General features: G+C 68.4%; 27 protein-coding genes. 7 read left to right on the forward strand and 20 right to left on the reverse strand.

Annotated features, from left to right (window positions below; all coding sequences use genetic code 11):
- Window positions 1–964, reverse strand: a 964-nt coding sequence (locus AC1DYP_RS21325) for an alpha/beta fold hydrolase (RefSeq protein WP_477048022.1), incomplete at its 3' end; no start/stop codon positions are given.
- 81 nt (window positions 965–1045) lie between these two features.
- Window positions 1046–1828 (reverse strand): M23 family metallopeptidase, encoded by a 783-nt coding sequence (locus tag AC1DYP_RS21330; RefSeq protein WP_477048023.1) that lies wholly within the window; start codon window positions 1826–1828, stop codon window positions 1046–1048.
- Between the two features lie 333 nt (window positions 1829–2161).
- Here AC1DYP_RS21330 and AC1DYP_RS21335 point away from each other — a divergent pair, with 333 nt between their 5' ends.
- The 3 genes from AC1DYP_RS21335 (at window position 2162) to AC1DYP_RS21345 (ending at window position 3201) form a co-directional block, all read left to right on the forward strand.
- Window positions 2162–2509: a UrcA family protein gene (locus tag AC1DYP_RS21335; protein WP_477048024.1), complete on the forward strand. Its 348-nt coding sequence runs from the start codon at window positions 2162–2164 to the stop codon at window positions 2507–2509.
- A 93-nt stretch (window positions 2510–2602) separates the two neighbouring features.
- Entirely contained in the window at window positions 2603–2923 is a 321-nt protein-coding gene (locus AC1DYP_RS21340) for a DUF4160 domain-containing protein (protein WP_477048025.1), read from the forward strand.
- Window positions 2920–3201 (forward strand): DUF2442 domain-containing protein, encoded by a 282-nt coding sequence (locus AC1DYP_RS21345; RefSeq protein WP_477048026.1) that lies wholly within the window; start codon window positions 2920–2922, stop codon window positions 3199–3201. The genes AC1DYP_RS21340 and AC1DYP_RS21345 overlap by 4 nt, the downstream gene beginning before the upstream one ends.
- 79 nt (window positions 3202–3280) lie before the next feature.
- Here the strand turns inward: AC1DYP_RS21345 and AC1DYP_RS21350 are convergent, their stop codons facing one another.
- The 9 genes from AC1DYP_RS21350 to AC1DYP_RS21390 all read right to left on the reverse strand — a co-directional run bounded on the left by AC1DYP_RS21350 (window position 3281) and on the right by AC1DYP_RS21390 (window position 10436).
- A complete protein-coding gene (locus AC1DYP_RS21350; protein WP_477048027.1) occupies window positions 3281–4702 on the reverse strand; it encodes an NAD(P)(+) transhydrogenase (Re/Si-specific) subunit beta in 1422 nt (473 codons plus the stop codon).
- Window position 4703: 1 nt separating this feature from the next.
- Complete coding sequence (locus AC1DYP_RS21355) at window positions 4704–5591, reverse strand: hypothetical protein (protein WP_477048028.1); 888 nt, start codon at window positions 5589–5591, stop codon at window positions 4704–4706.
- A gap of 33 nt (window positions 5592–5624) precedes the next feature.
- Complete coding sequence (locus AC1DYP_RS21360) at window positions 5625–5975, reverse strand: hypothetical protein (protein ID WP_477048029.1); 351 nt, start codon at window positions 5973–5975, stop codon at window positions 5625–5627.
- Complete coding sequence (locus tag AC1DYP_RS21365) at window positions 5972–6307, reverse strand: NAD(P) transhydrogenase subunit alpha part 2 (RefSeq protein WP_477048030.1); 336 nt, start codon at window positions 6305–6307, stop codon at window positions 5972–5974. The genes AC1DYP_RS21360 and AC1DYP_RS21365 overlap by 4 nt, the downstream gene beginning before the upstream one ends.
- Window positions 6308–6330: 23 nt before the next feature.
- Window positions 6331–7473, reverse strand: coding sequence for a Re/Si-specific NAD(P)(+) transhydrogenase subunit alpha (locus tag AC1DYP_RS21370; RefSeq protein ID WP_477048031.1), 1143 nt, complete (start codon window positions 7471–7473; stop codon window positions 6331–6333).
- A 120-nt stretch (window positions 7474–7593) separates the two neighbouring features.
- Window positions 7594–7824 (reverse strand): aa3-type cytochrome c oxidase subunit IV, encoded by a 231-nt coding sequence (locus AC1DYP_RS21375; protein WP_477048032.1) that lies wholly within the window; start codon window positions 7822–7824, stop codon window positions 7594–7596.
- 60 nt (window positions 7825–7884) lie between these two features.
- On the reverse strand, window positions 7885–8904 hold the full coding sequence (locus tag AC1DYP_RS21380) for a glycosyltransferase family 9 protein (RefSeq protein ID WP_477048033.1): 1020 nt from the start codon (window positions 8902–8904) through the stop codon (window positions 7885–7887).
- Between the two features lie 131 nt (window positions 8905–9035).
- The gene (locus tag AC1DYP_RS21385) at window positions 9036–9959 is read right to left on the reverse strand and encodes an alpha/beta fold hydrolase (RefSeq protein ID WP_477048034.1); all 924 of its coding nucleotides are present in this window, start codon (window positions 9957–9959) and stop codon (window positions 9036–9038) included.
- Window positions 9960–9962: 3 nt separating this feature from the next.
- Window positions 9963–10436: a PaaI family thioesterase gene (locus AC1DYP_RS21390; protein WP_477048035.1), complete on the reverse strand. Its 474-nt coding sequence runs from the start codon at window positions 10434–10436 to the stop codon at window positions 9963–9965.
- A 116-nt stretch (window positions 10437–10552) separates the two neighbouring features.
- Here AC1DYP_RS21390 and AC1DYP_RS21395 point away from each other — a divergent pair, with 116 nt between their 5' ends.
- Entirely contained in the window at window positions 10553–11065 is a 513-nt protein-coding gene (locus AC1DYP_RS21395; RefSeq protein WP_477048036.1) for an RNA polymerase sigma factor, read from the forward strand.
- On the forward strand, window positions 11055–11651 hold the full coding sequence (locus AC1DYP_RS21400) for a hypothetical protein (protein WP_477048037.1): 597 nt from the start codon (window positions 11055–11057) through the stop codon (window positions 11649–11651). The genes AC1DYP_RS21395 and AC1DYP_RS21400 overlap by 11 nt, the downstream gene beginning before the upstream one ends.
- Window positions 11652–11695: 44 nt before the next feature.
- Here AC1DYP_RS21400 and AC1DYP_RS21405 read toward each other — a convergent pair whose 3' ends face one another.
- From AC1DYP_RS21405 to AC1DYP_RS21425, 5 genes are all read right to left on the reverse strand, one after another.
- Window positions 11696–12550, reverse strand: coding sequence for a pirin family protein (locus tag AC1DYP_RS21405; protein ID WP_477048038.1), 855 nt, complete (start codon window positions 12548–12550; stop codon window positions 11696–11698).
- Window positions 12551–12681: 131 nt separating this feature from the next.
- A complete protein-coding gene (locus AC1DYP_RS21410) occupies window positions 12682–14064 on the reverse strand; it encodes an ABC1 kinase family protein (RefSeq protein WP_477048039.1) in 1383 nt (460 codons plus the stop codon).
- A gap of 3 nt (window positions 14065–14067) precedes the next feature.
- The gene (locus AC1DYP_RS21415) at window positions 14068–14430 is read right to left on the reverse strand and encodes a nuclear transport factor 2 family protein (RefSeq protein ID WP_477048040.1); all 363 of its coding nucleotides are present in this window, start codon (window positions 14428–14430) and stop codon (window positions 14068–14070) included.
- Between the two features lie 13 nt (window positions 14431–14443).
- Complete coding sequence (locus AC1DYP_RS21420; RefSeq protein ID WP_477048041.1) at window positions 14444–16234, reverse strand: M3 family oligoendopeptidase; 1791 nt, start codon at window positions 16232–16234, stop codon at window positions 14444–14446.
- Window positions 16235–16293: 59 nt separating this feature from the next.
- Window positions 16294–16944 carry a hypothetical protein gene (locus AC1DYP_RS21425; RefSeq protein ID WP_477032636.1) on the reverse strand — a complete coding sequence of 217 codons (651 nt, stop codon included), beginning with the start codon at window positions 16942–16944 and terminating at the stop codon, window positions 16294–16296.
- 148 nt (window positions 16945–17092) lie between these two features.
- Between AC1DYP_RS21425 and AC1DYP_RS21430 the strand changes: the two genes are divergently transcribed.
- Window positions 17093–17530 carry a hypothetical protein gene (locus tag AC1DYP_RS21430; protein ID WP_477048042.1) on the forward strand — a complete coding sequence of 146 codons (438 nt, stop codon included), beginning with the start codon at window positions 17093–17095 and terminating at the stop codon, window positions 17528–17530.
- Here AC1DYP_RS21430 and AC1DYP_RS21435 read toward each other — a convergent pair.
- Window positions 17527–17748 (reverse strand): hypothetical protein, encoded by a 222-nt coding sequence (locus tag AC1DYP_RS21435; protein ID WP_477048043.1) that lies wholly within the window; start codon window positions 17746–17748, stop codon window positions 17527–17529. The genes AC1DYP_RS21430 and AC1DYP_RS21435 overlap by 4 nt on opposite strands.
- Before the next feature lie 178 nt (window positions 17749–17926).
- On the opposite strand from AC1DYP_RS21435, the gene AC1DYP_RS21440 reads away from it, so the two are divergent.
- Window positions 17927–19402 (forward strand): sigma-54-dependent transcriptional regulator, encoded by a 1476-nt coding sequence (locus tag AC1DYP_RS21440; RefSeq protein WP_477032639.1) that lies wholly within the window; start codon window positions 17927–17929, stop codon window positions 19400–19402.
- A gap of 13 nt (window positions 19403–19415) precedes the next feature.
- On the opposite strand, the gene AC1DYP_RS21445 is transcribed toward AC1DYP_RS21440, so the two are convergent.
- From AC1DYP_RS21445 to gapR, 3 genes are all read right to left on the reverse strand, one after another.
- On the reverse strand, window positions 19416–19892 hold the full coding sequence (locus AC1DYP_RS21445) for a hypothetical protein (RefSeq protein WP_477048044.1): 477 nt from the start codon (window positions 19890–19892) through the stop codon (window positions 19416–19418).
- 274 nt (window positions 19893–20166) lie between these two features.
- Window positions 20167–20526 carry a hypothetical protein gene (locus tag AC1DYP_RS21450; RefSeq protein ID WP_477048045.1) on the reverse strand — a complete coding sequence of 120 codons (360 nt, stop codon included), beginning with the start codon at window positions 20524–20526 and terminating at the stop codon, window positions 20167–20169.
- A 241-nt stretch (window positions 20527–20767) separates the two neighbouring features.
- Window positions 20768–21037, reverse strand: a complete 270-nt coding sequence (gene gapR, locus AC1DYP_RS21455) for a nucleoid-associated protein GapR (RefSeq protein ID WP_018112952.1) — start codon at window positions 21035–21037, stop codon at window positions 20768–20770.
- Window positions 21038–21093: the final 56 nt, after the last annotated feature.

Consider the following 21093-nt stretch of genomic DNA (forward strand, 5'->3'; position numbering starts at 1 on the left):
CCTCCCCCATAGGGGGAGGAACGGACGCCCCCACGAACGCCACCGCCTTGACGATATGCCCGGCGAACGTCTCGCCCAGCAGCCGCGTGTGGCTCGCCCCCTCCACGTGATCCACATAGCCGTGCGCCGACCGCTCGGCCGGGGCGGCCTGCATGGCCTTGCGCTTCTCGCGTCCCTTGACCGGCCCCGCCGTGACCACGGCCACCGGCCAGTTCGGGTCATAGGCCGGCACCGCGACCGCCTGGGCGGCCGATTGGGACCACTGGGCCACCTCGGCGGCGGCGGTGCGGTTGTGGGGGCCGTTGGCGAAGGCCCAGCGCTTCTCGGCCTTGGCGGCCGGCGGCAGGCCGATCTTGTCGCCCAGGCTGGTGTAGACCAGCGGCTTGTAGAGCCCGAGCGACGCGCCGCGCGCCGCCCAGCGCGAGGCCGTGGCGAAGGCCTGGATGAACGGCTTGAACGCCTCGGTCTCCGAGGCGTCGGCGGTGGCGGCGTCGACCAGCACCAGGCCCGCCACCTTGTCCGGATTGCGCCCGGCGTATTCGCGCAGGCGCAGGCCGGCCATCGAGTGGCCCACCAGGATGAACGGCCCGGCCTCGCCCGAGGCGGCGACCAGCTTTTCGAAGTCGGTGACGATGGCCAGGCCGTCGCGCGGCGCGGGTCCCGGCGGCGAGAAGCCCATGCCGGCCCGGTCGTAGGCGCACGACCGCCAGCCGGCGGCGCTCAGGGCTTGCTGAGTGGCGCCCCAGTCGGCGGCGAAGCCGAAGGCCCCCGCCTCCAGCCAGACCAGCGGACGGTCATTGGACGGCCCCTCGCAGACCACCCGCAGCTGCCGGCCCTCGCCGATGTCCACCATCCGCCCCCGCGGCACGGGGTGACCGGCCGCCGACATCAGGCCGCCCACGGCGACGAACGAGAGAAGGAGAAGAGCGAATCCGGCAAGGGCGCGTCCGACGTGTCTGAGCATGCGGCCACTCTAGCCGAGCAAGCATGGCCGTCGAGTGACGGCCGCGTCTAAATCCGGTGCGGCGCCTGGCCCGGCGAAACCTTAGCCGTCGACGACGTTGATCCGCACGCGGACGCGGCCGCCCTTGGCGCGGGTGACCACGCCTTCGCCGTTCGCGGCCATCTTGGCCTTCACGCCGTCTGGCCACCTGGAGACCTGGGCCAGGCGCACCTTGCGGCCGACCTTGGCGGCGGCCTTCAGCGGCAGGTCGCTCTTCTCGGCGAAGGTCTTGCCCATGAACAGCGCCGGGTTCAGGGGCTTGCCCGCCTTGTTGCGCAGTTCGAAATGCAGGTGCGAGCCGGTCGAGCGGCCGCTGCTGCCGACATAGGCCACGGTGTCGCCGCGCCGGACATAGGCGCCGCGCTTGAGGCCCGCGTCGCGGCCCAGGTGGGCGTAGAGGGTGCGGAAGCCGTCCTTGTGGCCCACCTCGACGAACCGGCCGTAGGTGCCGCTGACGCCGCTGCGCATGATGACGCCGTCGGTGGCCACGTGGACCGGCGCGCCGGCGGGGGCGGCGATGTCGACGCCCTCGTGCAGGCGGCCGTTCTCTTCCCAGGGCATCTGGCGCAGGCCGAACGGGGAGTTGACCACATGGCCCGGCAGCGGAGCGTCGAACACGAAGGCGGGCGGCGGCGGGGCCGGCGGCTCGGGCGCCGCGACGGGCGCGACAACCGGGGCCGGCGCGGACTGCTCCACGCCGGCGTTCATCGCGCCCACGGCGGTGACGGCGTTGATCATGCCCCAGACCACGATCGCGCCGCCCAGCGCGGCGAACGCGACGAGCGAATAGGGAGACGACGTTGCGGCCAGGACTCGTGACGCCAAGAGTGATCCTCACAGACGGTCGGTCACTCCAAGAGACCGCGTCGAAGCGCGCTCCCATCCCACAGGTGACCTTTCGGGATGATGAAGGTGCGCCATATGCCGCGCCCATGAGGCGAAAAGGCGGCGCAGCTTAACCATTGATCAAGCATGACCATGATCAGCCGACAGATGATCCGATCTCACATTACAGGAATTTTAGAACATTACTTTGAGTACACTTCTTTAATTACACGTCATGAATGAGACGTAACGAGTATTCGGCAGAAGTCGTCAGTATACCTTTGGACATCGGCGCAGGGACGCGCCACCGACATCAACCGAAGGGACAATCCGATGCGCAAGTTCATGACCAGCCTCACCGCCGTAGCCACCCTGACCCTGGCCGCCGTGCCCGCCCTGGGCCTGCTGCAGAACGCCCACGCCGAAACGACCGCCACCGTCTCGCTGGTGGGCCTGAACCTCTCCAACCCGGCCCACGCCGCGGAATTCGCCGCCCGGGTCGACGCCGCCGGCGAGCGGGTCTGCCGCGACCTGGCCCGTGACAACCCCACCGGCGACTTCACGATCGCCGGCTGCAAGGACGGCATCCGCAAGCAGGCCGCCAAGCAACTGTCGTCGAGCCAGCGCGAAGGCCTGAAGATGGCCGCCCGCGCCACCCCGGTCTCCGTCGCCACCCGCTGAGCGACCGCATGACGCAGACAAGCAAAAGGCCCTGGATGGGAACGTCCGGGGCCTCTTCTTTTGTCGTGACTTGATTGTTGCGGAAAGAACAAAATGGCATCACGACAGCTCGCGCAGATCGAGCGCCATCAACACGCGGGGGCGGGCATGCCGATCATCTCGATCTTCTTCGGCATCGTGATCCGTATTAATTTTTCCGACCACAACCCACCGCATCTGCATGCCGACTATCAGGGCTATGAAGCTTTGTTCGATATCCGGACAGGCGAACTCATCGCTGGTGAACTGCCGCGAGCCGCGACGCGCTTGGTGACCGACTGGATCGCCATGAACCGCGTGGCGTTGGCTGAAAACTGGGATCGGGCCTATAATGACAGGCCCACCTTCAGGATCCCCGGATTGGATCAGGAATGACGTTCACACTCGTCAAGGCTGTTCGCGTGAAGTCGCTGCCCGGCCATCGGCTGGACATCGCCTTTTCCGATGGATCGAGCGGGATCGCCGATCTCAGTGAGATCGCACGATCCAAAGGCGAGATGGCTCGACCTCTGGCGGACGAGACTTTCTTCGCCCAGGTCTTTCTGGAGATGGGCACGCCGACTTGGCCTAACGGCTATGACGCAGATCCGACGAACATACGGATGAAGCTGGAAGCGGCTGGCGAGCTGCGGATGGACGGCGCGATCGCTTAACCGAGCGCTCCTGAACATACCAAAGAAAAGGCCCCGGATGTCGCCATCCGGGGCCTTGTCGTTGCGGGGGATCGAGGCCCTAGAGCCCCTTCACGATCCCCTCGACCATCTTCTTGGCGTCGCCGAACAGCATCATGGTGTTGTCGCGGAAGAACAGCTCGTTCTCGACGCCGGCGTAGCCGCTGCTCATGCCGCGTTTGATGAACAGCACGGTGCGGGCCTTTTCGACGTCCAGGATCGGCATGCCGTAGATGGCGCTGGTCGGGTCGGTCTTGGCGGCCGGGTTGGTGACGTCGTTGGCGCCGATCACGAAGGCCACGTCGGCGGTCGAGAACTCGCTGTTGATGTCCTCCAGCTCGAACACCTCGTCATAGGGCACGTTGGCCTCGGCCAGCAGCACGTTCATGTGGCCGGGCATGCGGCCGGCGACGGGGTGGATGGCGTACTTCACCTCCACGCCCTCTTCCTTCAGCTTGTCGCACATCTCGCGAAGGATGTGCTGGGCCTGGGAGACGGCCATGCCGTAGCCGGGGACGATGATCACCTTGCTGGCGTTCTTCATGATGAAGGCCGCGTCGTCGGCCGAGCCCTGCTTGACGGGGCGGGTCTCGACCTTGCCGCCGGGGCCGGCGGCCGCCGCGGCGTCGGCGCCGAAGCCGCCCAGGATCACCGAGATGAAGCTGCGGTTCATGCCCTTGCACATGATGTAGGACAGGATCGCGCCCGACGAACCGACCAGGGCGCCGGTGATGATCAGGGTGGTGTTCTCCAGGGTGAAGCCCAGGGCCGCCGCGGCCCAGCCCGAATAGCTGTTCAGCATCGACACCACGACCGGCATGTCGGCGCCGCCGATCGGGATGATCAGGGTCACGCCGATCAGCAGGCTCAGCGCGAAGATCGCCCAGAACGCCCAGATCGCCGAACCGCCCGAGATCACCAGCACCACCACCATGGCGACGATGGCCAGGGCGATGACGATGTTCAGCAGGTGGCGGGCCGGCAGCAGGATCGGCGCGCCGCCCATGTTGCCGTTCAGCTTGGCGAAGGCGATGACCGAACCGGTGAAGGTGATCGCGCCGATCGCCAGGCCCAGCGACAGTTCGATCAGGCTGTTGAGGTGCACATGGCCGTCGGGGCCGACGATGCCGTAGGCCGCCGGGGTGTAGATCGCCGCCACGGCCACCAGGCAGGCCGCCATGCCGACCAGGCTGTGGAACGCCGCCACCAGCTGCGGCATCGAGGTCATGGCCACCTTGCGGGCGATCACCGCCCCCACCGTGCCGCCGACCGCGATCCCGCCCAGGATCAACCCGATGGTCACCGGATCCAGCGCGCCCTGTTTCCAGAGCGTGGCCAGTGTGGTCAGCACGGCGATGCCCATGCCGATCATGCCGTTGCGGTTGCCCGACTGGCTGGTCACCGGGCTGGACAGCCCGCGCAGCGCCAGGATGAAGAGCACCCCCGAGACGATGTAGAGGATGGCGGCGAGATTGGCGTTCATGTCAGGTCTTGGCCCCCAAGAGCGGCGAAGAGGAAAGCGTCGGCGCGGCGTTGACGCCGAACCGGGGTGGATGGCCCGAAGGCAGGCCGGAGAGGTCGTAGCGGGGCGGCTCGTAGTGGTTGGCCGCCGTGTAGGGCGCGGCGAAGCGAGACTGCCCGTCAGGGCCGACCAACTCTTCCTCGCGCACGAAGAAGGCGTTGGCGCCGGAGAGATTGCACGCGACCAGGGCGTAGCCCTTGGCGCGGCCCAGGGCTTCGAGGCTGGTCAGGCTGGCGCTGTGATAGTTGCCCCCGTCCCAGACCCGGTCGGCCTTGTACTCGGCGACGAAGGCGACGGGCGGCGGATAGGCGGCGTTGTATTCGATGATCACGACGCGCGGCCGCACGGCGGTGATGGCTTCCCAGATCCAGTAGTCGTTGCCGTCGATGTCGATCGACAGGAGGTCGATGGTCGCGGGCTTGGCGGCGGTCCCGCCGGCCCACGGGCCCAGCAGGCCGTCGATGTTCTCGGACGTGACGAAGGCCTTCTGGACGGTCAGCCGGCCCTGGCTCACGGCCACGGCCTGGTGGCCCTTGGCGGCCTCGACATACTTGTCCGAGCCGTCCAGCCACAGGCCGCTCCAGCCAGCCATCAGCAGCAGGGCGGTGTTGCACTCGACCCCGGCCTGAACGCCGAACTCGATGAACCGCCGATCGCCCTCGCCGATGCGGTTGAAGATCTCGAGGACCATGCCGTCCTCGTCGTTCTGGCTGTAGGTCTTGCGGCCATGGGCGATCAGCCGCCCGGGCTCGCGGGCCCGCGCATTGGCCCGCAGATCGTCCCACCACCGCTGCAAAGCGATGCGGTTGGCGACCTGGGCCTGTTTGACGATGCGCTTGCCGCCGAACATGTCAGGTTCCTGGCGCGTGGGCTGAGGGAGTGCTCACCGGGGAGCCTCCTGCTTGGCGAGCTCGGCCTGCATACGCTTCAGCAACTCGGCCTTGGCCTCCCGGCTCGACTTCGTCAGGGACAGCGCGATGACGGCCACGCACAGGACGAGCCATGCGCCGCCAGCGATGGGTTCTTTCTGGAAGAAGGTGTTTGCGCTCATCGCCAAGGTCAGGATGACCAAAATGGGAGCCGCCAGTAGCCGTGGGCGCTTACGATCCTCTCGACCAAGATCAAAGAACAGGAAGCCTTTGACCTTGAGGAGCAGAATAATAAACGCCGTGCCAACGATCGGAAGGACCGCGCCCAACAGCAGAATGGTCGGATCGGGGCGCACCGCGCTCACTTCTTCTCTTTCTTCTTGTACATGGCCAGCATGCGCTGGGTGACCAGGAAGCCGCCGAAGATGTTGACCGCGGCGAAGGCGGCCGCGATCGCGCCGGCCCCCTTGGAAATCCAGGTCGAGGCGGCGACCGTGCCGCCATCCAGCCCAGCGTCGGCGCCGTGCGCAGCGGCAGCTAGGAGCGCGCCGACGATGATCACCGACGAGATGGCGTTGGTCACGGCCATCAGCGGGGTGTGCAGCGCGGGCGTCACGCTCCAGACGACGTAATAGCCGACGAAGATGGCGAGCACGAAGATCGCCAGGCGGAAAACGGTGGGGTCGACGGCTTCCATGGGAGCCTCCCTTGTCGTGGTGGTTAGGCGGTCTTCAGAGACGGATGGACGATTTCGCCGCCCTGGGTGACCAGGGCCGCCTTGAGGATCTCGTCCTCGAAGTCAGGGGCGAAGGCGCCTTCCTTGTTCAGGAACAGGCTCGACAGGGCGAACAGGTTGCGGGCGTAGAGCGCGCTGGCGTCGGTGGCGATGCGGCCGGGCAGGTTGGGAATGCCCAGGATCTTGACGCCGTTGGCTGTGAGCGCCGTCTCGCCCAGCTTGGCGCCGACGACGTTGCCGCCGGCCTCGATGGCCAGGTCGACGATCACCGAACCCGGCTTCATCGAGGCGACCTGTTCGGCCGAGACCAGCTTGGGCGCCGGGCGGCCGGGGATCAGGGCCGTGGTGATGACGATGTCCTGCTTAGCGATGTGCGAGGAGACCAGCTCGGCCTGCTTGGCCTGGTATTCCTTCGACATTTCCTTGGCGTAGCCGCCGGCGGTCTGCGCGTTCTTGAACTCTTCGTCCTCGACGGCCAGGAACTTGGCGCCCAGCGACTCGACCTGCTCCTTGGTGGCCGGACGCACGTCGGTGGCGGTGACCACCGCGCCCAGACGGCGGGCGGTGGCGATGGCCTGCAGGCCGGCCACGCCCACGCCCATGATGAAGACCTTGGCCGCGGCGATCGTGCCGGCGGCGGTCATCATCATCGGCAGGGCCTTGCCGTAGGCCTCGGCCGCCTCGATCACGGCGCGATAGCCGGCGAGGTTGGCCTGCGAGGACAGCATGTCCATCACCTGGGCCCGGGTGATGCGCGGGATGAATTCCATGGCCAGGGCGCTGGCGCCGGCCTTGGCCAGGGCGTTCAACGTGTCCTTGTCCTGGTGCGGATTGAGCGCGGCCGCGACGATCGCGCCCTTCTTCAGGGCGGCGATCTCGGCGGCTTCGGGCGCGCGCACCTTGAACAGGACGTCGGCGTCCTTCAGGGCGTCCTTCGCCGTCTTGGCCAGCTTAGCCCCGGCCGCCTCGTAGTCGGCGTCCGGATACGAGGCCGCGATCCCCGCCCCGGCCTGCACAACGACCGAGAAGCCGGCCGCGGCCAGCTTCTTGACGGTCTCGGGCGTGGCCGCGACCCGGGTTTCCCCACCGCGGGTCTCTTTCGTGACGGCGATAACGGCCATCGGCATACCCCTCCCAAGAGCGCAATTTGCTTAGACAAGCTTGCGCGTCTCTCTAGGGGATGTTCTTGCCCGATGTCGAGCCTTACGCTCGCGTCAGCAGCAAAAAAATGCCGATGTCTACCGGTGTCAGTGGGCGGAGGCGGGCTTTTCGCGCAGGAACACCACGCCCAGCACGGCCAGCACGATTCCGGGGATCACGCCGCCGATGAAGCCGGCGGTGGTGCAGAACCACAGGGTGATGGTCAGCAGGAGGACGGCAATGGCCAGCGAGCCCCACTTGGTCATCTTGCCGAAGGCTTCGAAGGTCGCGGACTGTTCGTGGATGTCCATTTCACCGCGTTGGTAGTCGCCGGCCATGTCAGTTTCCTAGGTGGAATTAAAAAACGCCCCGCCGCTTACAACGTGCGGCGCGCCGGCTCAAGACGCCGGGATGTCGCGGTTGGCCCAGGCCTCGTCGGTGAACCGCGTTCGAACAGCCAAAACGGCCTGATCGACCGAAATATCGGCGATCCGCCCTTCCCCGCCGTCGAGGCGGGAGAGCCAGCGCGAGTAGGCCGGCACGGGGCTGGTGCCCATCAGGCCGACGGCCGGGCGGCCGACCGAGGCGGCGACGTTCAGCGGGCCCGAGTCGTTGCCCAGGAACCCGGCCGACAGGGCGATCAGGGCGGCGGCCTGGTCCAGCGGCAGGTCGCAGGCCAGGACGTCGCGACCGGCCACGGGCTGGACGTCGATCGTCGGCTTGATGCGCGCGGCGTCGCTGGGGCCGCCCAGCCAGAACACGGTCGGGAACAGGTCGGCCACGGCTTGAGATACGGCGGCGAAGCGCTCGGCGGGCCAGGTGCGGGCCGGCTCGCTGGCCCCGACGCCCAGCACCAGCCAGGGGCCCGGCCGGCCACCGAACCGCGACTTGACGGCGGCGATGGCCTTGGGGTCGAGCAGCAGGCCGGGCTCGCGGCTGTCGACCTGCAGGCCGTGCAGGGCCTCGAACGCCGCCAGCTTGTCCAGCCGATGGTCGGGCCGCATGGCCTTGGGCAGGAACGGCCCCTGCAGCCACTGCTCCTGGCTCTTGTGGCCCAGGCCGAACCCGCGCCGCTCGGGCACCCCGGCCAGCCAGGCGGCCTGGGCGGGACGGCCGATCTTCTCCAGGATCCACACGGCGCGGGGCTTCACCTCGCGGCAGATGCGCCAGAAGTCGAGCACCTCCTTCACGCCCTTCAGCGATCCGGTGAAGTGGCGGGCATAGACCACGCCGCTGATCGACGGCTCGACGGCCAGCACTTCGGCGGCTCGGCTCGATGGCCGCGCGGCCAGCATCACTTGCCCCTCGGGCGTTTGAGCGGCGATGGCCCGGAAGGTCGGCAGGTGCCACATCAGGTCGCCGATCCCGCGATCGGGCGCGTAGACGAGGACGGGGCCGGCTTTCTGGGCGGTGCTCATGAAACGGACTTAGCGGGCGGTCCGGCGATTGTCATCCGACCCTCCCTTTTCAGCCGTCATTCCGGGCCTTGTGCTCGGAACCTCTGTCCGCCGAACGCGCGACAAAGGTAGATGGCGGAGAGAGGGAATCCTCAGCTCCACCCCGCCAGCAGCCCGCGCAGCCCCGCCACGAAGGCCAGGGGCTGGTCCACCATCACGTGGTGGTCGGCGTCGGGGATGGCGACGCGCAGGATGCTGTCGGGCATCTCGCCGAACATGTAGTCCAGGGTCTCCTGGCTCATCAGGGCCGAGCGTTCGCCCCACATCACCGCCGCCGGACAGGCGATGCGCGGCAGCAGCAGGCCCAGGTCCGGCATAGAGAAGCGCTGCCAGATGGCGGGGTCGAACTTCCAGGTCCAGCCGCCCTCCACTTCCTTCAGAGAGCCCCGGGCGATGTGGTCGGCGATGTAGAGGTTCTCGCAGCCCTGCGGCGGGGCGAGCCGGAAGCGAGCCAGCGCGTCTTCAAGCGAAGCGTACACCCGATTGGCGGCGTCGGGGCGCGACGGCGGGCCCTTCCAGCGCTTTTCCGGTGGCTGGATGCTGCTGTCGACCATGACGATCCCGCGCAGGCGGTCCGCGTGCTCGACGCCGCAATAGAGGGTGGGGAAGCCGCCGAACGAGTGGCCGACCAGGATCGGCTTCACGCCGCCGGCCTCCAGCCCGGCCGCTTCGACGGCGGCGAAGATCTCGGCCGCGAACGATTGCGCCGAATAGGCCGGCCGCCAGTTCGAGCCGCCCATGCCCGACCACGAGATCGCCGCGCATCGCCAGTCAGCGGCGAAGAACGGCGCGATGAAGCTCCACCAGTCGGCGTGGGCGCCGTTGCCGTGCAGGAACACCAGGCCCGGCTTGCCGACCTGGCCCCAGGTCAGCAGCTCGATCTCGGCGCCCTCGACGGGGATGCGCGAGCGTTCGGGTTCGACCGCGACGGCGGCTTCGAACCAGGCCGGGGCCGGCGGCTTCTCGCCTTGGAACGGACCCAGCAGCGAGGTGGGCGCGGGACGGTCGTCGGCCATCTCCTAGGCCTCCGCCTGGAAAGCAACCTCGCCCGGGCGCGGGGCGCGGGGCGACAGGGCCTTGAAGATGCCGGTGCCGGTCATCAGGGTCCGTTCGCCGGCCCAGATGCGGCCGCGCACGGTGAACACCAGGTCCTGCTCGGAGATCAGCTCGCCCCGGCCCTCCACGAAGTCGCCGAGCTGGGCGCCAGACAGGAAGTCGCAGGTCAACCGGACCGTGACCCACGAATACGACTTCTGCAGCGAGATGATCCGCCCCCAGGCCATGTCGGCGAAGCTCATCAGCATGCCGCCGTGGCAATTGCCCAGGCCGTTGGTGTGGTGCTCCTCGACGCGGAAGCCCAGGGTCGCCTCGCCTGGTCCGGCGCGCTGTTCGTACAGCGGCCCGATCTGCCGGCCGAAGCCGCGCGACCAGTTGAGCTGGCTGTAGCCCTCGGGAATGGCGGCGGCCTGGGCGTCTGTGAGATCGTCGGACATGGGGGAAGTCTAACAAGCGTTTGAAGCGTGGCAAGCATTACGCGCGCGAAGTTTCAGCGCGCCCTGTAACGACGAGACCGCCGCCGGCGTCTAACCTTCTGAAAACGGGGCGGATCATGGGCGCTGGACGGCAGGAGGACGAGGCTTTCGCGGCGTGGCTGGCGCCGCACCTGGGCGCCCTGCGCCGGGTGGCCCGCGCCTTCGCCGAGCCGGCCGACCAGCACGACCTGATGCAGGAGCTGACCGTGGCGCTGTGGAAGGCCCGGCCGCGTTTCCGGGGCGAGAGCGCCGACGCCACCTTCGTCCACCGCGTGGCCCACAACGCCGCCCTGACCTGGCGACGCGGCGAGACCCGGCGGCGGCGGCGCCAGGACGGCGTGGCGGCCGAACTGGCCCTGCGGCTCGACAGTCCGGAGGCGCCCGAGGCGGGCCTGCTGGAGCGCCTCTACACGGCGATCCGCACCCTGCCGCCGGTGGACCGCTCGCTGATCCTGCTGTCGCTGGACGGCCTGGCCTACGAGGCCATCGCCGCCCTGCACGGCCTTTCTCAAACCAATGTCGGCGCGCGGCTGACCCGCATCCGCGCCCGGCTGACGATCCTGGTGAAGGAGGACGGCGATGGACTTTGACCGTCTCGAACAGGCCTGGCGCTCGGAGGCCAACGCCCCCGACGCCAAGGCCCAGGCCTATCTGATGGAGCAACTGATGCACATGCTGCAAACCCGCCGTCGCGGCGAGATCCTGCTGTTCGCGATCCCCGTCGCGGCCATGACTTTCTTCACGGCGGTCGCGGGCCGGTCGATCCTGATCGGCCAGACCGACCTTTCCCGGGAATGGGGCGCCCTGGCCATGCTGGGGGTCTGCTGGGCTGTCCTGGCGGCGGTGATGATCGCCGGCGTGCTGGCCAAGCGTCCGCCCCGCGACGGATCGCCGATGCGCCAGGCCCTGGAGGCCATGCTGACCGCCAACCGCCGCGCCCGGACCGGCTTCAAGATCTTCCTGATGAGCCTGCCGGTGTTCATCGTCCCGACCCTGGTCGGGGTGTTCCAACTGGGCGAGGTCGGCAAGGCCACCGACCGGAACCTCTGGCAGATGCTGCTGGTGTTCGGCGTGGCCCTCGGCGCCAGCGTCGGCTGGAACGCGCTGCGGTTCTTCAAGGTGCTGAAGCCGGAACAGCGGCGGCTGGAGGGGTTGCTGGCGGAGTATGGGGAGTAGGTCCGGATTGGGGACAGGCGCATGCGCCTGTCCCCGTCCGCTATCTACCCCGGCACGTTCCCGAACTTGCCGGCGTTGTAGTCGTCGATCGCCTGGATGATCTCCTCGCGGGTGTTCATCACGAACGGCCCGTGTGCGAAGACCGGTTCGCCGATCGGTTCGGCGTGGCCCAGCAGGACCACCGCGCCGGCCGGGGAGTCGAAGGCCACGGCGTCGCCATCGTCGTTCAGCTCGACCAGGTTCCAGCGCGGGGCGGCCTGGCCGCCGACCACGATCTCGCCCGAGACCACGTACAGGAACACCGCCCTGCCCCGCGCCACCGGCACGTTCACCGCCCCGCCGGGCGCCAGCCGCGCGACGCTCATCTCGATGCCGATCAGCGACGGGAACGGGCCGGTCACGCCGGCGACCTCGCCCGAGACGATCTCGATGGTCGCGCCATCCGTCTCGACCTTGGGTATCTCCGCGCCCTGCAGGCCCAGATAGTTCGGCTTGGTCATCTTCAGCCGGCTGGGCAGGTTGACCCACAGCTGCAGGATCTCCATCGGTCCGCCGGCCTGCTTAAAGCTGGCCGGCGACAGCTCGGCGTGGACCAGGCCGCTGCCGGCCGTCATCCACTGCACCCCGCCCGGGCCGATGACGCTCTCGTGGCCGCCGCTGTCGAGGTGCGACAGCTCGCCGTCCAGAATGAAGGTCACGGTCTCGAAGCCGCGATGCGGATGCGGCCCGAACGGCAGGCCGTTGTTGCGGGGCGGATAGATCTGCGGCCCGTGGTGGTTGAGGAACAGGAACGGATCCAGCTGCGGGATCGCCGGTCCAGGCAGCGGCCGCCGGGTGACCAGATCGCCGATGTCGTCGCGCTGGGCGGGGTGGAGGCGCTTGAGGGTGCGAGGGGTCATGATCATTCTTTCTTGGCCCGGAAACCTCGTCCTTCGACAAGCTCAGGATGAGGTTTCCTACTGCTGTGACCTACAAATTGATCCTCATCCTGAGCTTGTCGAAGGACGAGGATCACGCAGAGAGCCCGCCGCTAAACCACTCCGGCCGCCGCCAGCACCGCCGCCTGCCGCCTGGCCAGGCCCTCCTCCGAGAAGCCCTCCAGCGACTTGTCGAACAGCGCCTTCCAGTTATGCCGCGCGCCCAGGTGCAGGAACGCCGCGCCCAGGCCGATGGCGGCGCGGTCCATGAACACGAACTCGCGGGGGATGGTGATCGGCCCCTTCTCCTTCAACGCCTGGCGCACCTTGAAGGCCTCGCGGCGGCCGTACTCGCCGGGCGGCGTGTCGTCGGCGACGCTGCGCACCCGGTCGTCCAGCAGCGGGCCGTAAATGAAGCGGGCCCAGACGTTCAGCACGTCGACCAGCTCGTCGTTGAGATTGGCGAAGCCCCAGCTGCGATAGGCCTCGGTCTGCTCGGCGCGGTCGTCGTTCGACAGGGCGCGGTACAGCCGCACCACCCCGGCCACGAAGCGCGGCGGGAAGATGCGGATGCAGCCGAAGTCCAGCAGGTTCAGGTGCGCCGCCTCCTGTCCGCCCTCGGGCCCGCCGAAGGTGTAGTTGCCCAGGTGGGGATCGCCGTGGATGATCCCCAGCTTGGTCATCGGGCTCCACCAGGCTTCGAACAGCAGGGCGGCGATGCGGTCGCGGGTTTCCTGCGGGGCGTCCTTGAAGGCCAGCAGGCCACGGCCCTCCAGCCAGGTCATGCTGAGCAGGCGTTTCGTCGAGAGAGCGGCCACGGGCTGGGGCACCTGGATGTCGTCGCGGCCGGTGAAGAAGCCGCCATAGACGGCCATCAGCTTGGCCTCGCGCTCGTAGTCCAGCTCCTCGCGCAGCCGGTCGCCGATCTCGACGATGGCCTCGCTGGGGTCGATCGAGCCGTCCATGCGCTTGAACAGGCCGATCAGGGCGCGCAGTTGGCCCAGATCGCTTTCGACCGCGCTCTGCATGTCCGGATATTGCAGCTTCACCGCCAGGGCGCGGCCGTCGGGGGCGACGGCGCGGTGCACCTGGCCCAGGGACGCGGCGGCGGCGGCCTCGTGCTCGAAGCTCTGGAACCTCGACGTCCAGTCCGGCCCCAGCTCGGCGGCCATCCGCCGGCGGACGAACGGCCAGCCCATGGCCGGGGCGTTGGTCTGCAGCTCGGCCAGCTCCGCGGCGAACTCGGGCGGCAGCAGGTCGGGCACCGTGGCGAACATCTGGGCCGCCTTCATCAGCGGGCCCTTCAGCCCGCCGAGCGCGGCCCTCAACGCCTTGGCGTTGCGGGCGTCGGCCCCGTCGCCGCCGAACAGGCTGTTGGCGCCGTAGCTGACCGCCGCGCCGGAGAGACCGGCGCCGACCTTGGCGAAGCGCGACATGCGGCCGGCCAGGCGGTTGCGTTCGGGGTCTTTCGAGGGGTCGCGGGGATCGTCGGCCATCGCCTAGCCGAACTGCCGGGAGTCGTAGAAGAACCGCTCGCGGACGATCATGTCGCCGTCCCACACCTGATGGGTCAGCTCCTCGAACCGCAAGGTCTCGCCGGCCTTGTTGGTCATCAGGAAGATCCACTGGATCACGACGTTGTCGCCGTCGTGCAGCACCATGACCGCCGGCTGGGTGTCCATCTTGGACAACCGCGCCAGGGCGGCCGCCTCGTGCGCGACCAGGACGTCGCGACCGACACGAGGTTCGGCATTGTTCTCCTGCATCGAGGCGTGCGGCGCGTAGAAGCGCTCGATCGCCTCGACGTGCTCGTTGCGTTCGACCGTGGCGATGAACTCCGCCAGGCGTTCCTTGGTGGGCATCGCGCGCTCTTTCTCAGACCAGGGCTTCGAACTCGTCGACCAGCCGTTCCAGCTGGGCGCAACCCGCGGCCCAGAAGGCCTTTTCGCGCGGGTTGAGGCCGAATGGCTTCAGCGCCTCGACATAGGTTCGCGTTCCGCCCGCCGCCAGCAGGTCCTCGTACAGCGGCGCGAAGCTTTCCGGATCCTCGCGGCGCTTCTCCATCAAGCCGCGCACCAGCAGGTCGCCGAACGCATAGGCGTAGACGTAGAACGGCGCGTGCACGAAGTGGCTGACATAGGCCCAGTAGTGCTCGTAACCCTCGTTCAGGGTCACGGCCGGGCCCAGGCTCTCGGCCATCACCTCCAGCCACAGCCGGCCGATCTGGTCGGGCGACAGCTCGCCGTCCTTGCGGGCCTCGTGGAAGCGGCGCTCGAAGCGGTGGAAGGCGATCTGGCGGACCACGGTGTTGAGTCCGTCCTCGATCTTCCCCGCCAGCAGGCCCATGCGGTCCTTGGGCGTGGCCTCGGCCAGCAGGCGGTCGAACACCAGGCCCTCGCCGAAGATCGAGGCGGTCTCGGCCAGGGTCAGCGGCGTGTCGGCCAGCAGGGTGCCCAGCGGCGCGCACAGGGTCTGGTGCACGGCGTGGCCCAGCTCGTGGGCCAGGGTCAGCACGTCGCGCCGCTCGCCCATGTAGTTCATGAAGACGTAGGGGTGCCGCTCGGCGGTGACCGGGTGCGAATAGGCGCCCGACTGCTTGCCGGCGCGCGGCCGGGCGTCGATCCACGGCTTGTCGAAGAAGGTCTGGGCGGTGTCGGCGAACTTCGGGGCCAGGGCCTGGAAGCTTTCCAGCACGATGTCCTGCGCCTGCGCCCAGTCGTAGCTTTTCGGCGTCGCGGCGGTCAGGGGCGCGTTGCGGTCCCAGTAGTCCAGGGTCTTGCGGCCCATGACCTTGGCCTTCAGGGCGTAGTAGCGGTGCGACAGGCGCGGATAGGCCTCGACCACCGCCTGCTCCAGGGCGTCCACCGCGTCGGCGTCGACCTCGTTGGCCAGGTGGCGCGACTGGGCGGGGCTGTCGAACCGCCGCCAGCGGTCCTCGACCTGCTTTTCGAAGGCCAGGGTGTTCATGACCAGGCCTTGCGTGGAGGCGCGTTCCTCCAGCACCTTGGCCAGGCCGTCGGCGGCGGCCTTGCGGCGCTTGCCGTCCGGGTCGGACAGGCGGTTCAGGGCCTCGGGCAGGGTCAGGCTTTCCTTGCCGACCTGGGCGGTCAGCTTGGCCAGGGTCTCGTCATAGAGCCGCACCCAGTTGCTCACGGCCGGGCCGCGATCGACGATGTAGCGCTCCAGGTCCGGCGTCAGCTCGTGCGGACGCGACAGGCGCAGGCGGCGCAGCCACGGCGTCCAGCGGACGGCGGCCGGATGGGCCTTCAAGGCCGCGTCCAGCTCGGCGTCCTCCAGCTGGTTCAGCTCCAGCGAGAAGAACAGGCTCTCGGCGGCGATCGACGAGGAACGGGCCCGCAGGTCGGCCTCGAACTTTGCCCAGGCCGGGTCGTCGCGGGCGGTCGAGGCGGCCAGGCCCGCATAGGCGCCCACGCCCCACAGGCCGTTGGTGGCCTGCTCATAGAGCCTGATCCCGCGATCCAGCAGCACGCCCAGGCGTCCGGGCTCGCCCCGCGCCTGGAGGAACAGCCCCTCCAGCGAGGCCAGCTCGTCGTTGGCGGCCTTGGCGGCGGCCAGGTCGATCTCGATCTTCGGATCGTCGCGACCGGCATAGAGGTCGGCGAGATTCCACTCGGGCAGGGCGTCGGTCTTGAAGGGCGCGTTCATGGCCAAGGGATATGGCCCCGTCGAAAGACGCGCGCAATCGTGGCCTTGGGGTTTCCGCTTCAGCGACCGCGCCGTTCCGTCTGGTCCATCAGCCAGGCGAACAGCGTCGCCAGCCCGTAGGCCGACAGCGAGGCGATCACCATCTGCGGCGGACCGCCGGCCGGTGGAAGCAGGATGCTGATCAGCTGCAGGCCGATCAGGAAGACGACGAACAGCGGCGCGCTCCAACCGCTGTGGCCCTGCAGGCCGCGCCGCCAGCCCCAGGCCGCCGCGGCGATCGCCAGCAGCCCGATCTCCAGCGCCTGTTCTGGCGCGGGGTGGTTCCACCAGCCCAGCCCCACCTTGGGACCGCCGAACCCCAGCGGCAGGTCGGGCCGATGGACCAGGAAATCCAGCCCCCAGTGCGAGGCCACCACCAGCCCCACGGCGATCGCGGCGGCGCGCGGCAGCTTCAGCAGGAAGAACGCCGCCAGCCCGGCCGCCAACGACCAGGCCACGGCGGCGGGCAGGCTGTGGGTGTAGGGCATGTGCGACAGCACCAACGGGTTGCCGGGCAGTTGCGGGTCCAGGCTCATCTTCTCGACGCCGGCCAGGACCAGTCCGCCCCAGGCCACGTCCACCAGCTGGGCGCCCAGCACATAGGTCCAGAACGGCGCCTTGGGCTGGACGGCCTTGGCCGCCAGGGCGGCCGCGTAATGGCCAACGAACATCATCCCCTCCACGCACGCTTGGGTGGAGGCTAGGTCGGATCGCCGCGCCTGAACAGTCGCCGCATTACCGCGAATTAAAAGGCGCGCGGGCGAGTCGCGCCGTAGGATATCGCCGGTCGCCAAAGGGGCTGGCGACGAGGGCAATCGAATGATCAAGCCGGCCGTTTCCGTCGCTCTGGCCGTGAGCCTCGCCGCCGCGCCGGCGATGGCCGCGGACAAGGCCCAATCCGCCCAGCCTCAGTCCGCTCGGCCGCAACCCGCCCGCCAGATGGGCTGGCTGGCCCAGACCGTCCGCACCGTGGTGGTGTTCCACGGCTGCACCGAGCGCCTGAAGGAGAAGTTCAGGATCGGGCCGCTGAACGGCATCGAGGTCACCCACATGGACGCCAACGGCGGCGACCTGTCGGGGGCGATGGACGTCCAGTTCGAGGCCGTCACCACCGAGAAGAAGACCCAGCGCAAGAGCCGCTTCGTCGGCGTCTGCCATATCGGCCGCGAGGGCGAGACCCGCATCGAGGCGCGCCTGGTCAGCCAGGCCGGCGGCGGCGTGGTCCGCCGCGTTCCGGCGGGCAAGATCGCGGGCTAGGGATTCTCGGTCGCTTCCAGCGCCGAAACGATCCGCTCGAACATCGCCACGTTTTCCGCCTGATGGCTAAGGACGCCCGAGGTGATGTCCATCGTGGACCCATCCGGCATCTGCAGCACGGCCTTCACGCCGCCCGCGTCGAACATCTCCATCTGGCGAAGGGCCTCGGTCCGTTGATTCCGGCACCACTCGGCCAAGTCTTGTGCTTCCGAACTCACGCGCCGTCCTCCTCCGTTTCGAGCCCGACCGCGCCCGATCGTCACACCTCGTTAAGGGCGACCGTTAACGCCTGACTCACGTCTCCGAAACCCGGTCTTTACCCCGTGCCTGTATCACTCTGAACCAACAAGAGCCCTGTCCCATGTCGGACGCGGCCGGTTCAACGGGTGTCTGCAAATGACCAAGACGGTTCTCGTCGTCGACGACGATCCGACTCAACGGCGGCTGATCCAGGCCGTCCTCGAGCGCGAAAGCTTCTCGGTCTCGCACGCCGAGAACGGCGACGCGGCCATGGCCCATCTGGCCAGCGGCGCGCCGGTCGACGTCGTGCTGCTGGACCTGGTGATGCCGGGCCTGTCGGGCCAGGACACCCTGAAGGAAATGCGCGCCCGCGGCTTCGTCCAGCCCGTGATCGTCCTGACCGCCTCGGGCGGCGTCGACACCGTGGTCAAGGCCATGCAGGCCGGCGCCACCGACTTCTTCATCAAGCCGGCGTCCCCCGAGCGGATCACCGTGTCGATCCGCAACGCCCTGTCGATGGGCGACCTGAAGGGCGAGGTCGAGCGCCTGACCAAGCGCGCCGGCAACCGCACCACCTTCGCCGACCTGATCGGAACCTCGCCCGCCATGACCCTGGTCAAGCGCATGGGCGAGCGCGCGGCCAAGTCGTCGATCCCCATCCTGATCACCGGCGAGAGCGGGGTCGGCAAGGAGCTGATCGCCCGCGCCGTGCACGGCGGGTCCGACCGCGCCGGCAAGCCGTTCGTGGCCGTCAACTGCGGCGCCATCCCGGAGAACCTGGTCGAGTCGATCCTGTTCGGCCACGAGAAGGGCAGCTTCACCGGCGCCACCGACAAGCACCTGGGCAAGTTCAAGGAGGCCGACGGCGGCACCCTGTTCCTGGACGAGGTCGGCGAACTGCCGCTGGACATGCAGGTCAAGCTGCTGCGCGCGCTGCAGGAAGGCGAGATCGATCCAATCGGCTCCAAGCGCTCACAGAAGGTGGACGTGCGCATCGTCTCGGCCACCAACCGCGACGTGGCCCACGCCGTCGAGCAGGGCCGGTTCCGCGAGGACCTGTACTACCGCCTGAACGTCTTCCCGATCGAGGCCCCATCCCTGCGCGAGCGCCGCGACGACATCCCGGCCCTGGTCGAGGCCTTCATCCGCCGCTTCAACGTCGAAGAAGGCAAGCGGGTGGTCGGCGCCGCGCCGGAGACCCTGCAGGTTCTCACCGGCTTCGACTGGCCCGGCAACGTGCGCCAGTTGGAGAACGCGGTCTATCGCGCCATCATCCTGGCCGACGCCCCCTATCTGCAGCCCTACGACTTCCCGGCCATCTCGGGGATCGTGGCGCCCCTTCCCGAGCCCGTCGCCTCGGGCGGCGCCAAGCCGGACCTGCCGTCCGTGCTGCAGGCCGCCCACGCCGCCATGGCCCGCGCCCCGGCCCAGGAAGCGCCCGTGCGCATCCTCGACGACCGCGGTCACCTGCGGACCCTGGAAGAGATCGAGCGCGACCTGATCCAGCACGCCATCGAGGTCTATGCCGGTCACATGTCGGAGGTGGCCCGCCGCCTGGGCATCGGCCGCTCGACCCTCTACCGCAAGGTCCGCGAGCAAGGCATCGAGGTCGACTTCAAGGAAGCCTCGTAAGGGGCTGTCTTGATCAGGCGCTGATCGCCATCGGAGGCGAGGTCTCGGCTTCGGCCTCGGCCGGCTCGTCGGCCCGGACCCATCCGGCGTCGGACCGGCGGACCTGACCTTCCTGTTCCAGGCCCTGCAGCTCCAGCATCACCGCCGCCAGCGGGATGGCGCGCCCCCACCGCCGCGTCAGCTTGCGCGAGATCTCGGACGCCGCGACCGCCGCGTCGCCGCTGCCCAGCACCATCAGGATCATCTCGCGGGCCGAGCGCGGCTTGCGGCCGCGCTTGGACGTCGCGCCCTGCGTGAAGCTGGCGGGCTCGGCGTCCACCCCTCCTTCGGCGGCAGCGGCCAGGCCGCCGCGCTCGATCGCGCCCAGCGCCAGGCTGAGCGCCCGCAGTTCATCCTCGAAAGGAGCCTGGGCGCGGCGCTGGGCTTCCAGCATTCGCGCTTCGAGATCGGCCTTCCGTCTCAACAGATAGTCGTAGATCGTGGTCGCCATTTTCGGCTGTCCAAAGGCGTGAGACTCCCCACCGCGGTCACGCTGTCGCGGCGTCAGTCGCAGCCATTTTCTACGGCGCAGACGGACGACAAAATCGATTAAAAGCAATACCTTACGCGAGCTTCAAATGTCCGCCCGTTTCGTTACCGAAAACCTAACAGCGTTCTCTGAACACCATTGTTTGGTGAGAAACGGGGACCATTTTCGCAAACCTCGGGTATTTCAGCGTAACTGCTCCGGGTTTTACCCCAAGTCAAGATTTACTATAGGTTGATTATTCATTTTCGGGGTCTTCGCTCGGAACCTTGGCCGTCCGCCCTGAACGCAGAGAATCGCGACGGCCGAATCCCTTTCCGCGAGACATCGGCTTGCGTTCACCCTTCGCCTTGGCGGCGATCTCCTTGAGCTTGATGGTCTGGTTGACCGACATGGCCTGACCGGCGCCGCCCTTTTCGGGATCGCCGAACGCCCGGCCGTAGGTCTCGATGCGCTGGGCGACCGAACCCAGGAACTCGCCTTCCCACTCCGACAACTCGACGCCGGCGAGATCGGCCGTGCGCTTGGCGCGCTTGAGCGCGTTCAGGGCGGCCTTGCGCGCTTGAGCACGGGGATCGGGCGGCTTCTTGGCGCGCATGAGGGCAGACTAGCGGGCGTCGAGGGCGGGACGCACGCGGAAAAATCACCGTCTCAAACCCTCTCCCATGGGGAGAGGGAGGGACCCGCGCCGCAGGCGTGGGAGGGAGAGGGGGTAAAACGTCGACCGGCGTGCCGGCAGGGCGCTCGTAGAAAACGGTGAGGGTGCAACCCCTCACCCTCCCACCGCTGCGCGGCGGGCCCCGCCCTCTCCCGCTGGGAGAGGGTGAGCTCTCAGCGTCCTAGATCTCGCCGATGGCCGACAGGTACAGGTCCAGGATCGCGTCCTCTTCCTGGCGCTTGGCGCGGTCGGTCTTACGCAGGCGGACCACCTTGCGCAGGATCTTGACGTCGAAGCCGTTGCCCTTGGCCTCGGCGTAGACTTCCTTGATCTGCTCGGCGATCTCGGTCTTTTCGACCTCGAGGCGCTCGACCCGGTCGATGATGCTCTTGAGCTGGCCTTGAGCGGTGGAGTTGAGCACGTCGGCGTGCGGGGCGGCGTCGTCGGCCATGAGATGTCTCGCGAAGGCGGGAAATGAGAGGCGCGGAACCTAGTGGCAACGGGCTC

The organism is Caulobacter sp. P1_D6 (assembly GCF_056406095.1).